General features: G+C 53.3%; 12 protein-coding genes and 1 tRNA gene. 6 read left to right on the forward strand and 7 right to left on the reverse strand.

Translation table 11 applies throughout. From position 1 onward, the window contains the following. Positions 1-60 precede the first annotated feature (60 nt). Positions 61-525, forward strand: a complete 465-nt coding sequence (locus tag ACFQUU_RS00970) for a DUF3293 domain-containing protein (RefSeq protein WP_382241310.1) — start codon at positions 61-63, stop codon at positions 523-525. Between the two features lie 94 nt (positions 526-619). Here the strand turns inward: ACFQUU_RS00970 and ACFQUU_RS00975 are convergent, their stop codons facing one another. Then, on the reverse strand, positions 620-2,029 hold the full coding sequence (locus ACFQUU_RS00975) for an alanine/glycine:cation symporter family protein (protein ID WP_382241313.1): 1,410 nt from the start codon (positions 2,027-2,029) through the stop codon (positions 620-622). A gap of 201 nt (positions 2,030-2,230) precedes the next feature. After that, on the reverse strand, positions 2,231-3,748 hold the full coding sequence (locus ACFQUU_RS00980; RefSeq protein WP_382241316.1) for a BCCT family transporter: 1,518 nt from the start codon (positions 3,746-3,748) through the stop codon (positions 2,231-2,233). Between the two features lie 703 nt (positions 3,749-4,451). Here ACFQUU_RS00980 and ACFQUU_RS00985 point away from each other — a divergent pair. Continuing rightward, on the forward strand, positions 4,452-6,293 hold the full coding sequence (locus ACFQUU_RS00985) for a DEAD/DEAH box helicase (RefSeq protein WP_382241319.1): 1,842 nt from the start codon (positions 4,452-4,454) through the stop codon (positions 6,291-6,293). Positions 6,294-6,327: 34 nt separating this feature from the next. Here the strand turns inward: ACFQUU_RS00985 and ACFQUU_RS00990 are convergent, their stop codons facing one another. Beyond that, a complete protein-coding gene (locus tag ACFQUU_RS00990) occupies positions 6,328-6,495 on the reverse strand; it encodes a hypothetical protein (RefSeq protein ID WP_382241321.1) in 168 nt (55 codons plus the stop codon). A gap of 59 nt (positions 6,496-6,554) precedes the next feature. Here ACFQUU_RS00990 and ACFQUU_RS00995 point away from each other — a divergent pair, with 59 nt between their 5' ends. The 4 genes from ACFQUU_RS00995 to ACFQUU_RS01010 all read left to right on the forward strand — a co-directional run bounded on the left by ACFQUU_RS00995 (position 6,555) and on the right by ACFQUU_RS01010 (position 9,754). Beyond that, entirely contained in the window at positions 6,555-7,646 is a 1,092-nt protein-coding gene (locus ACFQUU_RS00995; RefSeq protein WP_382241324.1) for a tyrosine-type recombinase/integrase, read from the forward strand. A gap of 373 nt (positions 7,647-8,019) precedes the next feature. Then, a complete protein-coding gene (locus ACFQUU_RS01000; protein WP_382241327.1) occupies positions 8,020-8,403 on the forward strand; it encodes a hypothetical protein in 384 nt (127 codons plus the stop codon). Positions 8,404-8,469: 66 nt separating this feature from the next. Beyond that, positions 8,470-9,045, forward strand: a complete 576-nt coding sequence (locus tag ACFQUU_RS01005; RefSeq protein ID WP_382241330.1) for a hypothetical protein — start codon at positions 8,470-8,472, stop codon at positions 9,043-9,045. Beyond that, positions 9,038-9,754 carry a hypothetical protein gene (locus ACFQUU_RS01010; protein WP_382241333.1) on the forward strand — a complete coding sequence of 239 codons (717 nt, stop codon included), beginning with the start codon at positions 9,038-9,040 and terminating at the stop codon, positions 9,752-9,754. The genes ACFQUU_RS01005 and ACFQUU_RS01010 overlap by 8 nt, the downstream gene beginning before the upstream one ends. A gap of 200 nt (positions 9,755-9,954) precedes the next feature. On the opposite strand, the gene ACFQUU_RS01015 is transcribed toward ACFQUU_RS01010, so the two are convergent. The 4 genes from ACFQUU_RS01015 to pepN all read right to left on the reverse strand — a co-directional run bounded on the left by ACFQUU_RS01015 (position 9,955) and on the right by pepN (position 14,631). Next, the gene (locus ACFQUU_RS01015) at positions 9,955-10,449 is read right to left on the reverse strand and encodes a hypothetical protein (protein ID WP_382241336.1); all 495 of its coding nucleotides are present in this window, start codon (positions 10,447-10,449) and stop codon (positions 9,955-9,957) included. Between the two features lie 141 nt (positions 10,450-10,590). Beyond that, positions 10,591-10,666, reverse strand: a tRNA-Thr gene (locus ACFQUU_RS01020). A gap of 110 nt (positions 10,667-10,776) precedes the next feature. Further along, positions 10,777-11,778 (reverse strand): class 1 fructose-bisphosphatase, encoded by a 1,002-nt coding sequence (locus ACFQUU_RS01025; protein ID WP_382241338.1) that lies wholly within the window; start codon positions 11,776-11,778, stop codon positions 10,777-10,779. Positions 11,779-11,943: 165 nt separating this feature from the next. Further along, positions 11,944-14,631, reverse strand: a complete 2,688-nt coding sequence (gene pepN / locus ACFQUU_RS01030; protein WP_382241340.1) for an aminopeptidase N — start codon at positions 14,629-14,631, stop codon at positions 11,944-11,946. Positions 14,632-14,662: the final 31 nt, after the last annotated feature.

The following is a 14,662-nucleotide window of genomic DNA, read 5'->3' on the forward strand; positions in this document are numbered from 1 at the left end:
CAGTACAAGCATTAACCTATTACTTCATCTCTCCCCCTGTTAATCCGCCTGGCGGCACTCATGAAGGCTCTTACCATTTCGTCCATTGACCACGCAAACCTGACTGCTCAGCAGCGTGCCGTGTGCCGCGCGACAATGTTCACAGTTCACGCACCACGCCGTCTCAGGCTCCAGGCCGGAATACGTAATTCCGACCTGACGCAACTTCTTAAGACCCATAACGCTTTAACTGCGGTTGTGGTGACGGCATATAATCCGGCGGGACAAAAACTTCCGACAACAAAAAACAAAGCGCGCCATGCTGCGCTTGCTGCCGCCATCAAAAGGCTTAAGCTGGCAGCCCTTCCTGCCGAGCGTGAAGGATGTAATGACGCTTCCGATGAAGCGTACCTGGTGCTCAATATCAGCGGTGCCCAAGCCGAAGACCTTTTGACGGAATTCGATCAGCATGCATTGTTATGGTGTAATCAGTCCAGCGCACCAGAGTTGATGCTGCATCCACTGATGCGTCTGCAGGGACGTTGAAGTATCAATCAATGATATGTAAGAACGGAGAGGCCACTGGCATAAAGACTTATGCCAGTGGCCTCTCTCATGTTCTTTTCTGAATAGCGGCCGCTTATGAGCGCCGCGACCAAATGGAGGCATCGACCCCTTCAGTCAGTTCCGGGTAGTCGTTGAGATGGAATTCAGGCCGGCGCCCCGCTTTGCGCTGGGCGATGTAATCCCGGGTAAGCTTGACGACGGTGCCGGACAATAACGCAATAGAAATGATATTAATCGTTGCCATTAATCCCATCGCTGCGTCTGCTGCGTTGAATACGGTGCTCACACTTTCATAGGATCCCCAAACCACCATCGCCAATGCACCGACGCGTAACAGGCCGATCCACACGGGCCCGCCCAACCGCAGGAAGACCATGGCGTTCTCTGCATAAGAATAGTTACCAATGATGGAGGTAAAGGCAAACAGGAGAATGGCGAACGCCACAAACCAGTCGCCGGCGACGCCGATATGTTCCCGCAATGCTGCTTGTGTCAGTGGTGTGCCCGTGAGATCCGAGCCCGGCACCATTGCGCCTGACAGCAGGATCATTAGCGCGGTCGCTGTACAGATCAGCAAGGTGTCGATAAAGACGCCGAGCGACTGAACCAGGCCCTGCGATGAAGGGTGATGCGGATCGGGCGTAGCTACTGCTGCTATGTTCGGGGCTGAACCCATACCGGCTTCATTCGAAAACAACCCGCGTTTGACGCCATTGAGCATCGCGCCAGCAACACCTCCAGCCGCTGCTTCGAGGCCGAAAGCGCTGGTCACAATATGCATCAGTACCGTGGGCACTTCAGTGAAGTTAATCGCTATCACGTAGAGTGCCACCAGCAGATAGGCCAACGCCATGAATGGCACGATGAATTCGGACACGCGTGCGATCTGTCGGATGCCGCCGAAGATCACCACCGCGCTGATGATTGCAATCACAATCCCGACCCCCAGCTTGGGAACGCCAAACGCGCCTTCCATCGCTTCGGCAATCGAGTTTGCCTGCACTGCGTTGAACACCAGTCCAAACGCCAGAATCAGACTGACTGAAAAAATCGCCCCCGCCCAGGGAGCCCTTAATCCCTTTGCCATGTAGAACGCAGGACCGCCGCGATACTCCCCATCCTTATTGCGGGTTTTGTAAAGCTGAGCAAGCGTCGACTCCGCGTAGGCGGTGGCCATGCCGACCAACGCCACCATCCACATCCAGAACACTGCGCCAGGTCCGCCAAGATGAAGAGCGACCGCCACGCCTGCAATATTACCGGTACCGACCCGGGATGCGAGGCTGGTGCAAAGCGCCTGGAAAGGTGTAATGCCCGCCCTGTCCTTTTGACCACCGCCAAGGACCGTGCGGAACATCTCCGGAAACAGCCGGAATTGCACGAACCCAAGCCTCAATGTGAAATACAGTCCGATCGCCAGCAGGCCGTAAATAAGGATGTAGCCCCAAAAGATGTCGTTAATAAAATTGATCGCGGCATCCATCGCTCGCCTTTCTAAAAAGTGGTATTAAATGCAATTCGTAGAGTGTTAACTGGTTACCAGTTAACTATCATGAGCTTTTGTAAATTTTGTAAATCCTGTATCTGCAAGAACGCGTTTGCTGTCGTGGCCTGCGCCGCTTCCATGCCACCGCCGTCGGCCTCCAGACAGATCGCTGTTCGATCGAATGCTTCCTGCGCTACTTCATTGCGCCATAAGTTGGCGTAGCCGCAGTCGCAGTTCGCGCTCCTTGCGCTGCTCTTGCTGCCAGTCTTCACGGACTCCACGCCACAGCGATACCACCATCAGGAAAATCACCAAGGTGAACGGCAGGGCGAAGACGATGGTGGCCGTCTGCACCGCCTTGATGCCGCCAGCCAGCAACAGGCTGATCGCGATGCCCGCAATCAGCGAACCCCAGACGATCTTGATCCGTGCCGAAGGATTGGGGTTGCCGCGCGTGCTCATCATCCCTAATACCAGGATTGCCGAGTCGCCGGACGTGACGAAGAAAATCAGCACCAATAGCGTGGCGACGATCGACATCGCCAGTCCCATCGGCATGGCGCTGAGCATGGTAAACAGCGCCGTGGATACGTCCTCTTTTACTGCGGCAGCAATGGGTACGTTCTGCCAGATTTCCATGTGAAGTGCCGTTCCACCGAACACTGAGAACCAGATAAACGCAAGCAGTGAAGGCACCAGCACGGTCCCGATGACAAATTCGCGGATAGTGCGCCCGCGTGAAACGCGAGCAATGAATAGCCCGACGAAGGGCGACCATGACACCCACCAAGCCCAGTAGAACACTGTCCACCCGCTGACCCAGCTGCTCTCCCGGAAGGGCGTCATGCGCAGGCTCATGCGCACGAATTCACTGAGATAGCTCCCCAATGTATTAGTAAACGTATCGATAATGGCGACAGTAGGACCCAGCAGGAACACGGCCAATGTCAGTACCGCGGCCACCACCATGTTGAAATTGGACAGCCACTTGATACCTTTGCTAACGCCGGTGACAGCGGAGGTGATGAACAATGTGGTGGTCACGACGATGATACCCACCTGCGCGCTCTTGCTGACTGAGAGCCCGAAGACCACTTCCAGGCCGCTGTTGATCTGCAGAGCACCCATGCCGAGCGAAGCTGCCACGCCAAATGCCGTTGCGATCACCGCCAAACCGTCGAACAGGCCGGCCAGATGCCGCACCGGTTGCCATGGCAGGGTCACAATGGACTCGCTGACCAGCGCCGGGCGCTGCCGCCGATACTGGAAGAAGGCAATGGACAGGGCGACGATGCTATACACGGCCCAGGGGTGCAGGCCCCAATGGAAAAAGCTGTAGCGGACTGCGGCATTGGCTGCTTCCGGCGTCGCCGATACGAGTCCGGGCGGTGCATCGTTGTAATGCGAGATCGGTTCTGCCACACCCCAAAACACAAGCCCGATCCCCATCCCGGCGGCGAACAGCATGGCAAACCAGGCGCCCAGAGAAAATTCGGGCTCGTCTTCATCGTTTCCCAGCTTGAGGTTGCCATAGCGGCTGAATGCCAGGTAGACCGCGAAGATCACAAGCGCCAGGGCTGCCCAAAGATAGAGCCATCCAAAGTTCTTGGTGATTGACGCGAGCGCCGTATCAAATACGGCGGCGAGTGAAGTCGGTGACAGGATGCCCCAAAGCACGATGCTGAGGATCAATCCAACAGAAACAATAAGTTGCATGAAATCTCCTGTAGCGAACGGGACGCGCGAGGCGCGCAGCCGTCGATGAAAATGTTTGCGATGGCGCAGTCGCCTGCCTTTGGCATGCCTGTCAAACGCACACCAGCGGTAATGCAAATCGGGCGCACCTTGCAAGTAAAACATTCTTACCGTGCCGCACGACGGATGGAATGTATGGTCGGTCCCTGCAGCTAAGCCGTTTATGCCGCTACCCGCTACTCAAGGTAGAGATCCATGTACAGATTAGGTGCATTGACCGGTATGAAGAATGTCAACGCTGAACTCACCGTTCTTTCGAACGGCGTTCTTGTGTTATTCCATAGGCAGTGCTTGAGGCACGATGGGTAAGCGCCGGAAGGTATGAAACTGCACCCCGTTCAACTTTTAAAAACAGGCCGCGACTGTACCGCGATTCCCTTATGTGAAACTTAAGGCGCATCGCAGTTCAGCAGGGAGTGGCGGGAGGATGCCCGCTCTTCGGTGCCCCACCACTGCGTAACAGATGGACCTCTTCTTATAACGTTAATACAGAGTCATTTTCGTGACAGGGAAATCAGCCTGCGACCATGTGTTTATTACAAGATGGCTGAATCATTTACTCCACGCTCTGCGCTGTATTGGGAAAGATCACTGAAATTACCAATAAGCTGACTAGAAGTATTACTAAAGGTAATATCTGGTTAAACTTGGTCGGAGGATAACTATGGCAGCGCTAATACCAGCAATCGGTTCATGTCTGTCCCGAATGACGTCCGGCGAAAGGCGCTTTGCATACCGCCTGGAAGAAAAGCTTGAGGACGATTACCTATGCTGGTACGACGTGTCCATCGGCGAGCGTACTCAGCATCCTGATTTTGTCGTGTTCCATCCGAGCAGAGGCCTTCTGGTCCTGGAGGTTAAAGACTGGAAGCTTGACACCATCCATAGCATGGACAAGCAGCACGCGGCGATCTTGACTGATCAAGGAATAAAGCATGTGCTCAATCCGCTTGAGCAGGCACGGCAGTACATGTTTGCAGTGACAAGCAAGCTTGAGCGGGACCCGCAGCTGATATGGCCATCGGGCTCATTGAAAGGCAAACCGTTTTTCCCCTACGGACATGGCGTAGTGCTGTCCAATATAAATCGCAAACAGTTTGATGGCGCAAATATTGGCGACGTGTTACCTGCGCATCTTGTCATTTGCCAGGATGAGATGACGGAGGCCGTTGATATTGAAGCATTCCAGAAACGTCTGTGGGATATGTTTCCTGTCAAGTTCACAATGCATCTCACCTTGCCGCAGATCGACCGCATACGCTGGCACATGTTTCCTGAAGTTCGCATACCGGCTCAGACAGATATGTTTTCCGAATCGGGCCAGATTGCGACAGAGATACCGGACATATTGCGCGTCATGGATTTGCAACAGGAGCAGCTCGCACGCAGCCTCGGCGAAGGCCACCGCGTAATACATGGTGTCGCCGGCTCGGGAAAGACACTTATTCTTGGATACCGCGCAGAACACCTTGCACAGGTATGCCAGCGTCCAATTCTCGTGCTTTGTTATAACAAAACGCTTGCCACGAAGCTGGGCAGCATAATTGAAGCGAAGGGGCTACAGGATAAGGTCAACGTGGTGAACTTCCATGCCTGGTGTGTCCGTCAACTGAATACCTACAACGCCGGCAAACCCGCAAAAAATGCCGACCTCAATGCCTACTTCGAGGCATGCGTTGAGCGTGTCATCCGCTCCGTCGATCAGAAACTCATTCCGACTGCGCAGTACGATGCCGTCCTGATCGATGAAGGGCATGACTTCAAACCGGAATGGTTCAAGCTGATTGTGCAAATGATCCACCCCGACACTAACTCGCTTCTGGTTTTGTATGACGATGCGCAATCGATTTACAACGGACCGAAGAAGCTGCGCTTCTCGTTTTCCAGTGTCGGTGTGCAGGCGAAAGGACGTACAACTATCCTCAAGCTGAACTATCGTAACACGGCTGAAATTTTATCGGTTGCCCGCGCCTTTGCTGAAGACCTGCTGTCGGCCCAAGATACCGAAGAAGATCAAGCTCCAACGGTGCAGCCAATGAGCACTGGCCGTCATGGACCCAAGCCTCTGCTGATAAAGCTGCCGACATTAAAAGAGGAAGCAGAGTATCTTGCGAATCGGCTGACAGAAGCCAACAGGACCGGTATGGCATGGAACGATATGGCGATTGTCTATCGGCGTTATGGTGTCGGGCAGTTAGTTGCCGACGTGTTGGCGCGAAGGGGCATTCCGTATCAATGGCAGCAGGACAAAGCGCATTCCTACTCACCGCGACACGACAGCGTCAAACTGATCACTATGCATAGCAGTAAAGGATTAGAATTTCCGTTGGTGTGCATACCGGGTGTTGGCGCGCCTTCAAAAGAGCAAGGTGAATTACAGGATGAGGCGAGGCTTCTCTATGTGGCGATGACGAGAGCGACACATGAGTTGGTGATGACGCACGGTGATACATCGATGTTGGCTGAGAGGATGCAGAAGGCGATGGGTGTACTTAGTAGTTTTTAGAAAAACACGATCTCCGTCTTGTTTTAAGCAGAATTTAGCCGTTATGTCCTGTTTGTTTATCATGGCGGAAAGAAAAACCAGAGAATGCAATTCGGGCGCAAGAGCTTGCCAACTGGCTGACACGGCCAAACATCTTCAATTCGAAGATACAGTAGTTTACGGGCAAGGGAGCATTCGACAGCATGCCTTCAAAAATCGGCATTGTATTCTTTCAGCATTACTGGAGTCCCAGCGAACAAGGGAGTTATATCGACCTGTGGAATGGCTTGGGCAAAGACGCAAGTTGCACAGAGCGAAGAATGGATTAAACCCAAAAAGGATCTACGTCGATTTCGTGAGCTAATTGATCTTTGGTTTGATCTTCATGGAATGCAATTGAAGCGCGGTATAGAAAGAAAGAAAGCGCTAATACATATGTGTGATGCCCTCGGCAATCCCATTGCATCGACAATCGATGCAAATATGTTTGCGACCTATCGTAAAGAGCGGCTCGAAGGAAAGCATGTGCCGTTAAACGACAAACGCAAGCGATCGCGCGGGATTTCTGTCAACTCTGCAAATCGCGAGCATGCATATTTACGCTCGATGTTTAATGAGCTGCGCCGAGTTGGCCAATGGAGCGGCCCTAATCCGATTGAGCACGTCCGTCAGTTCAAAGTCGATGAACAAGAACTGTCTTACTTGAGTTTGGCAGACATTGCAAAACTGCTTGCTTCCCTCGAAAAGGGGAGCGAACTTGACGCCCTATTGGTGACAAAAGTGTGTCTTGCAATCGGCGCCAGGTGGAGCGAGGCCGTCAATCTACGGCGCTCACAGTTAAGAGGCGGGAAAGTACAGCTAGCAAAAACGAAGTCCGGGAAGATCCGTGCCATACCGATCGCTGAAGATCTTGAACGAGAACTGCTGAATTTTTCCAATATACGTGTTGACAGAAAAAGTGATTTGGACGAACCACTATTCCGCGAATGCTACGGGGCGTTTAGAGAGGCCGTGGAACGTGCGAAGATTACTTTACCTAAAGGACAGCTAACCCACGTGTTAAGGCATACCTTTGCTAGCCATTTCATGATGGCGGGCGGCAATATATTAACGCTACAGCGAGTATTGGGACACGCTGATTTAAAGACCACCATGCGCTATGCCCACTTGTCGCCAGAACATTTGCAAGAGTCGGTACGGCTCAATCCCTTAGCTCAGTTACACCTCACCTTCACGTCCGAAAACGAAGTGAAGCAACTAAAACCAAGCACATTGAGAGATTTGATCGCTCAATGCGATATTACAGCATCTGAGCCGAACGATATGGCGCTATGGCGCGGTGCTCCTGCCGTTGGAAAAGAAGTTGATCTGTAGCAAACCAAGTCTGGGCTGCCAAGAAAGGCTAGATATCCTCACACCTTGAACCTCCGGAACTTCCAAGCCCGGTCGGTAGCAGTCAGTTCGTAGTTACTCCATAAACAGCCGATTGCCTCCAGCATTTCGTGCATTTGTTGCCTAATATGCATGCTTAGCTTACACTAGGCGCCGCCTAAGAAGTACAAACGGTACCCGTCTTTTCTGATCTGTATTGTTACTGTTAAGTCGCTTGATCACATGAACTCAATCCTCTACAGTCCGGCCGTCAATAGATGCCAAAACATAACGACGCGCTAAATGTGGATTACAGGGCAATCAAGCGTTCTAACTTTCAATTAGACGTAGGCATCCACACACAACGGAGACTTGCATGAAATTGGATGAATTCATTAAAGAGGTCCTTAGTGAAATTGTTTCAGGCATTAGAAGTGCTCAAGAGGTCGACGGCGGCGCCTTTATAGTCCCGGGAGGCGATGGAGGCCATCAATACGCTAACCATCCTCGTGTCTCGTCTAGCGCACGCCTCAAGTCCACGATTGTAGATTTCGATATTGCACTTACAGTCGAGGAGTCAAGTAAGTCCTCTGGTAGCGGCGGTGTAAAAGTCGTTGGAATTGGTGCGAATATTCAAGGTGAATCGACCTTAAAAGACACGAAGGTCAGTCGAATTCAGTTCGCAATTCCAATCCTCTTGCCCGAAAGCCAAAAGGACTGGTTCAAGGAGCTTAACGAGAAAAGGAATACCGGTGCTTAAGTTGTCAATGAATTCTAGTCCTACGCTGTTGATCATCTCGTGGGTCAATGCGATAGGGAGGGTGCTATGACAGTTACTGATTACCTCACAGCTATTCTTGTTTTTATTACGGCTATCTATTCCTATCTAACGCACAAGATGGCAAAGGCCAGCGAAGCTTCCGTCCAAGCGATGCGCGAGCAATCTGAAGCGATGTTTAGGCCATACGTCACTATCTCACCGTATGTGAGGCCGCACACTACTGTGCTCTATCTCCGAATTGAGAACACTGGAAGGAGCGCCGCTGAGAATTTGCAACTCTCAATGGACAGAGATTTCTTTCAATTTGGGGAGGTAACGCGAACTGACCACAACCTGCGGACAAAAGCAGCGTTTGTAGAACCCATACAAAACCTACCTCCTAGTGAGAAGCTTGTATTCGCGCTAGCGCAGGGCTTCTTAATCTTCGGCTCCGGTGCAGACCCGAACCGCCTTCCCCAGCAGTTCAAAATTACGGCGCAGTATCGATTCGGGGAAAAGGAGTTCACTGAAGTCAATTGCATTGATTTACGTCCCTATATTGGTAGTGAAGGTGAGCGCGATCCAGTTGTTGAGGAGCTTGAAAGGCTACGCAAGGTTGCTGAAAAGTGGAGCAATGTCTAACGCTATAGATGAGATCATGCTTCTTGCCCGCACCTTCGACGAACTACATTCCCGACTTTCAAGCATTAATGTGAAGGTTCCACCGCGGGCAGCAGGACGCAAAAAGGAGCATGTTGAGGTCTACTCAATTGTTCGCCTTTTGGGAAGCTTGCCGCGCACACCCAGCGACTTTCCCCTTCGATTAATGAAACGAGAACGTCCTGACTTTCTTCTTCAATGCGGTGCTCGTATGATTGGCGTTGAACATACCGAAGCGATATCTGAGAATGCTGCGAAGGAGGCGTTCCTTCGCTCTAAGGGGCATGGACCGGATGTGCATTTTGTCCGTGGCACTTCTGTCGGTGAGCCGCGCAAATCTAGCAAGCAACTGATTTCACAAATTGAAGCTGATCGCGCTAGTCCACCTTGGATGGGTGATTCCGTGGAACGGGAGTGGGCTAAAGCCTTATCGCATTTTATCGGCCAAAAATTAGCATGCGCTAACGCCGCCGGCTTCGATTTGTTTGATGAGAATTGGCTGATTGTTTACGACAATTGGACTGCTCCTGCCTTGGAGCGCGAAGAGGGTCTGTTGTTACTTCGTGCTGATCTGGACGCTATGGACCCATGGCGAGTTTTCAGCCGCATTTTTTTACTCGACGAGAAGGTCCTTCTTGAGATTTTCTCTACCAGTTCCTTTTTTCATCACGTCAACCATTGTAGGTCATAATTAATCTACTGAAAATGTAGACTACCGGTAGATATTGATTTCTCAATGTGGCGTCTAAAATTTGCTCTGGCTGCAACCAGTACAAATGCCATTGAACGGCCGCTTTGGCGAGTTTCGAGTTCCCACTTTGGTTTAGACTTGTAAGTAGGTAACAGGACACATCCTGTCAGATTAAGTCACAACTTATACAGCTGATTCCTTCAGTTCTTATTGAAGTAGCTGTGCCAAAAATTCATTGCCTGCCTAAATATTTCGTGCAACGAAACCTGTTCACCTTCATCTAGCACAACTGCGAAGTCTGCAGTTTGTTCTGATATTGGGCCATAGGGCGTACTAAAGCAAAAGACCGCTCCAGTCAGTTCGCCAGCATCCACTGAAGCAGCGCCACGAGGAGCGCGGACAGTGTAGTGCTTTCCATGGGTTCCCAAATCATGCACGATACCTAGCGCGGGACACTTCCCTTGAAAGTGCTGTCGAATCTCTTCAATTTTAAGTTGTTGCATTCCATGAACAGGATCGTGTCGTATCCAATCCATTACGCTCCATAACGACGTTGCGAGGTTAAATGCAGTCCTTGGCGTTGGTGTGTTTTCGAAATTGACCCAGTTTGGCTGAATCACTTCAATCCAATAATTGTACGCATTGACTATGCCAAACCGCAGCTGATTTGAATCATTGTCGTTCGCCATTAACATGATGCTCACTTCCTAGTGACACCTGTCCAATATAGTGCCGTCTTTTACATAGCCCGGTAACCTACGGGCGGCATGGTTGGCACTTCGTTGACAGTAACAAAATGAAAAAGGGCTTACATTTCCGTAAGCCCTTGATTTTTCTGGTGCTGATGAGAGGAGTCGAACCTCCGACCTACTGATTACGAATCAGTTGCTCTACCAACTGAGCTACATCAGCAATGACGCATATTCTAGCAAAAACATTTGCCACCTTGCCAGACCGCCAACCCTTCCACCGCTAGCAAAAGACCCCTCCTCCAATCTCCCGCCAACGGCGTAGGACAACGTTTACTCGTTGTGATAACTAGTCACCCGTTCCACTTCACTCTTCGACCCGAGGAACACCGCAACGCGCTCGTGTAGCTTGTTCGGTTGAATGTCCAGAATACGCTGCTTGCCGTTTGTCGCAGCGCCACCGGCCTGCTCGATAAGGAAGGCCATGGGGTTGGCTTCGTACATCAGGCGCAGCTTGCCTGGCTTGTCCGGTTCACGCGCATCTGCCGGGTACATGAAGATGCCGCCACGGTTGAGAATGCGGTGTACGTCGGCCACCATGGAGGCGATCCAGCGCATGTTGAAGTTCTTGCCGCGCGGGCCGGTGTCTCCGGCTTGCAGTTCGTCGATGTAGCGCTTGACGGGCGGGTACCAGTGGCGGGCGTTGGAGGCGTTGATCGCGTATTCCTTGGTTTCCTCCGGGATCTTCATGTCACGCTCAGTGAGTACCCAGGAACCCATTTCGCGGTCGAGCGTGAAGCAGTTGACGCCGTCGCCGGTGGTCAGCACGAGCACGGTCTGCGGGCCATAAACGGCGTAACCGGCGGCGACCTGTTTGCTTCCCGGTTGCAGGAAGTCCTTTTCAGTCGGCTCCTTCATGCCTTCCGGCGCTTTCAGTACCGAGAAGATGGTGCCGATCGAGACGTTGACGTCGATGTTGCTGGAGCCGTCGAGCGGATCGAACAGCAGCATGTATTCGCCCTTTGGATAGCGATTGGGAATCGGATGGATGGTTTCCATTTCTTCCGATGCCATCGCCGCGAGGTGGCCGCCCCACTCGTTGGCTTCGAGCAGGATTTCATTAGACAGGACGTCGAGCTTTTTCTGCACTTCGCCCTGGACGTTTTCGCTACCTGCGCTGCCGAGCACTTCGCCGAGCGCACCCTTGCTGACCGCATGACTGATGGTCTTGCAGGCGCGGGCGACGACTTCGATCAGCAGACGCAGTTCGGCGGGGATGCTGTTATGGAGGCGTTGCTCCTCGACCAGGTATTGCGTGAGGCTTACTCGTTTCATAGGCGTTCCAGTAGTGATGATGTTAGGAATTGCGGCGTTATGTGATGGCCTCTTTCCGTGGCGTGCCTGCGGTATCTGTCTTCTTTGTCGACTGTTACCGCGGCAGCCTTTCGGTGTCTTGAGGACTCTGTGTTTTTACGTTGCTTGTTGTGTTGCGTGTTGTCCTTAATCGGCAAGCGACTTGGTGACCACTTCGAGCACGTCTTTCGACAGCGACTTGGTGGCCGCGACACGCTTGAGCGCTGCGCGCATTTTTTCCTGCAGGGTAGGCGTGTATTTCCGCCAGCGATCCATCGTGCGCGCAAGGCGTGCGGCAACCTGCGGGTTGATTGCATTGAGTGCAATCACCTGGTCGGCCCAGAATTCATAGCCGCTGCCATCGATCGCATGGAATTGCGATGGATTGCCATTGCAGAAGCTGAAGATCAGGCTGCGTGCGCGGTTAGGGTTCTTGATGGAAAAGGCCGGGTGTTTCATCAGTTCGCGCACGGTCGCCACATCGGTATGTCGCGCCATGGCTTGCAGCGAGAACCACTTGTCGACGACCAGCGCTTCCTGCTTGAAGTCTTCATAGAAACTGGCGAGTGCGGCGTCCCTGCTCGGTGCAGTACTGTTGACCAGCGCGGATAGCGCGGCAATGCGGTCAGTCATGTTGTTTGCATTGTCGTACTGGTTCTGCGCGAGTCGGTGGGCATCGGCATCGTCGACTTCAATTACGTAGGACAGAGCGAGGTTCTTGAGGCCGCGCTTGCCGGCAGAGACAGGGTCGGGACTATAGGTGCCGGGAGTGCGATTGTCCTGATACGTGACCAGCCAATCGACCTTCAGCGCGGACGCGAGTGAGCGGCGCAAGAAAACGCGCACCGCATGAATGGCGTGCGGGTCGATCACATCCATCTGTTCAGCGACCACGGTTTCCGATGGCAGGGTCAGCGCCAAGTCACAGAAGGCGGGGTCGAGCGTGGTATCGGTCAGCGTCGCGCGGAAGGCCCTTTGCAATGCAGTATCTTCCCGCGCGGTGTCATTCAAGGGTTTGCCATCCTGCACCGTCTGCGATAACGCAAGCATGCGACGCATCGCGAGTCGTTGACCGGCTTCCCAGCGATTAAAGGCATCACTGTCATTGGCCATCAGGAAGGCAAGATCGCCATCGCTGTAGTCGTATTCCAGGATGACCGGCGCGGAAAAATTGCGCAGGATCGATGGGATCGGCACTTCGCTGACGTTGGTGAAAACGAAAGTCTGGCTCGGCTGCCTGAGTTCAAGCACCATGGTGGTTGGCGCCGCGCCATTATTACGTGCCTGGCCATCCTGCGATTCGTCCTGCAATACCAGTGGCATGTCGCGGCCACTCCCGTCGAGCAGACCGACGGCAACCGGAATATGGAAAGGCAGCTTCTTGCTTTGTCCCGGCGTCGGCGGGCAGGATTGCGTCAGCGTGATGGTGTAGGTCTTTGCATCGCGGTCGTATTGCGTTTCGGCCTTGACGCGCGGCGTGCCGGCCTGGCTGTACCAGAGTTCGAACTGGCTCAGGTCCCGGCCGCTGGCATCGGCCATCGCGGCACGGAAATCGTCACAGGTGACCGCCTGTCCGTCATGCCGCTGAAAATACAGGTCCATACCCTTGCGGAAGCCGTCGCGGCCGAGCAGGGTCTGGTACATGCGCACGACTTCCGAACCTTTTTCGTAAATCGTGACGGTGTAGAAGTTGTTGATCTCGACATAGGAATCGGGACGCACCGGATGCGCCATCGGGCCGGCGTCTTCCGGGAATTGCGCCTGGCGCAATACGCGCACGTCCTCGATACGCTTGACCGCGCGGCCGCTCTCGCTGCCGATCAGATCGGCAGAAAATTCCTGGTCACGGAAAACCGTGAGGCCTTCCTTGAGCGAGAGCTGGAACCAGTCGCGGCAGGTCACGCGGTTGCCGGTCCAGTTGTGAAAGTATTCATGGCCGACCACCGATTCGATGCCGGCGTAATCGGCATCGGTAGCGATGCGCGGGTTGGCCAGCACGTACTTGGTGTTGAAGATGTTGAGACCCTTGTTTTCCATCGCGCCCATATTGAAGTCGCCGACGGCAACGATCATGAAGCGGTCAAGGTCGAGCTCAAGGCCGAAGCGCTCAACGTCCCAGCGGATGCTGTTTTTGAGCGAATCCATTGCATGCTGGGTCTTGTCGAGGTTGCCCTCTTCCACCCATACCTGCAGCAGGACTTCGCGGCCCGACTGCAGCCTGTAGGTTTCTTCCTGGCAGACCAGTTGACCGGCGACCAGCGCGAACAGGTAGGACGGCTTCTTGAACGGATCTTCCCACACGGCGTAATGACGGCCATCGCCCAAATCGCCTTCTTCGATGAGGTTGCCATTGGAAAGGAGCACTGGATAACGTTGCTTGTCAGCACGCAGCATCACCTTGTATTTCGCCATCACGTCGGGGCGATCGGGGAAAAAGGTAATCTTGCGGAAACCTTCCGCTTCGCATTGGGTGAAAAAGTTGCCGTTGGATGTGTACAGCCCCATCAGCGAGGTGTTCTGGCTCGGATGGATGGCTGTTTCGATTTCCAGCGTGACGCTGTCAGGCGCGTTGAAGATCTCAAGAATACCGTTGCCCAGCGTATAACCGCGCTTGGCGACTTCCTTGCCGTTCATGCGCAGCTGCACGAGTTCCAGGCTGTCACCGTACAAGACAAGGCTCTTGTTGCGGCTTTGGGTATTGCGGTGCATGGTCAGCCGGGTGGCGACGCGTGTGAGGTCCGGATCGAGGTCAAACCCCATTTCAACGGTATCGACCCAGTAGGTCGGCGGCGTGTAATCCTTGCGATAAATCGTGTGGGCGGTGTCGGTACGCATAGTTGGATTGGTTTCGCGAGATAATGACGCA

It is taken from the genome of Herbaspirillum sp. GCM10030257 (assembly GCF_042666555.1).
GTDB lineage: Bacteria > Pseudomonadota > Gammaproteobacteria > Burkholderiales > Burkholderiaceae_D > Noviherbaspirillum.